The following is a 1,751-nucleotide window of genomic DNA, read 5'->3' as shown; positions in this document are numbered from 1 at the left end:
TAGTCATATTACCAACATTACTCCTACCCACTTAGCTAAGTGGTGGAGCATGTCCGGGCCTTTCGGGGGCTAATTCAATCAGCCAGCCGTAACTCAGCCAGTTGTGCTTGCGCAACGACATGATAGCGCGGCATCATTGTTACTGCGCATCATTTTCGATGGGCTGGTTCTCGCTGGGATGTCAATGTATCCAGAACTGGCCGCTCTATATGCCGACGATATGGAATAACAAGCGGTTGGTGCCGATCAGCAGATTTCGCCCGGCCTTGGTGGCTGAAATGTTTGTGGTCTGCCTCCTAGAGCAATTCCAGGAAAAGTGCGAAGCGGTTTTCCCCGGCGGGAATTACGAAAAAACAAAGAGATAGAGAGCGGTTCTGCGATTCCGTGAAAAGCTGAACCGCGCTAATGCCGCTTTGAGCCGCAAAAGCCCATCGACAATCGCAGGCATCCCGCAGAGCCCGGTTCGGCCGATCCAGGCCAAACGAGCCTTGCGCAAAGACAACCGAAATCCATGGAAAGCATGTCAATCGCAGCCTGCATCGTCTGTCGCGGTGAATTCAACACGAGTTCGACCGGGTTAACCGGTAATGTCGCAAGCACTCGCGTCTATTCCGGCTTCTGCCTGCGGAGTAATATCAACAAGCGTGTAGCAAGAACAACTATGCCGCGTTGGTTCTGTCCGATTCGACGTAGGGGGCCTTCTGGCGCATGCTGCTTTTGAACTGCGAGAGAATTGTTATCGTTCTTGTAAAAGGCATTGAAATACCTTCAAGCTCTCCCAACTCCATAACGGCGTTGCAAATTGCCGCCAACTCAAGTGGCAGGCCCTTTTCGTAATCCTGAAGCATCGAAGTCTTAAAATCGCCCATGCTGGCGCCCATCGCGAGAAGCGAGCTGGGATCGAGCTCCACTCGCGCGCCAAACGAAGCAGCGACCAACAAGCCTTCATCGACCAGCTTTCGGCTTACGATGGACAAAGACGGGTCACCACAAACATCACGTAACGTGGCGCCGGTGACAACCGAAAGCGGATTGCTGCACAAGTTGGCAACGACCTTCGTCCACAGGGCATCACGTATCCTTTCCGTGACGCGCGTGGCTATCCCGCTTTCAGCCAACAGAGCTGCAAGCCAGTCCGTTCTATCGCTGCGACGATGGTCTATCTCTCCTATGACGCAACGGAGAGGGTTTCTGGTACGGGCAACGCCGGGCGCAAGTCTTTCCACAGTGATTGTCGTAACGGCGCCAATTACACGCTGCTCCGGCAGCAATCGCTTGAGGCGTTGACGAGGGTCGACAGCCAGAACGGTGCGGCCGGCGTGACGCCCTTCAACCCCTTGGAAATACCACCATGGAATGCCGTTAACGAACGGAACGACGAGCGTCTCAGGATGAATGAGGGGTTGTACGGCCTCGGCCAGGGATTCAAGGTCTTGCGCCTTGGCGCAAAGAAAAAGCACATCCGCGCTCTGAAGCTCGTCGGCGGTGCCGACGGTGACATGAGCCCGATGTTCTCCTTCGGCGTCCATAAGAGACAAGCCATTTTTCTTGATAGCAACGAGGCTTCCACCTCGGGCAAGAACACTGACGGAATGCCCGCTTATTGACAGCCGTGTCGCGAGCGTGATGCCGATTGCACCGGGACCGGCAACACAGATGCGAAGCCCTTTCGCTGCCTTATGAATCGATAATTCGGGTACGATCTCATGCATCCTGGTCTCCTTCTACGATCCAAGGCGAACTGTTGGTTC

At 54.7% G+C, this 1,751-nt stretch carries 1 protein-coding gene; it reads right to left on the bottom strand.

Going from position 1 to position 1,751, the window contains the following annotated elements:
• Positions 1–659: 659 nt before the first annotated feature.
• Complete coding sequence (locus tag ACPYOI_RS35600; protein WP_481424115.1) at positions 660–1,712, bottom strand: ketopantoate reductase family protein; 1,053 nt, start codon at positions 1,710–1,712, stop codon at positions 660–662.
• Between the last annotated feature and the right edge of the window lie 39 nt (positions 1,713–1,751).

The sequence above is a fragment of the Rhizobium sp. SVR5-2C genome (assembly GCF_056755115.1).
The sequence above is the reverse complement of the archived record's forward strand: the minus strand, read 5'-3'. Positions and strand labels throughout refer to the sequence as shown.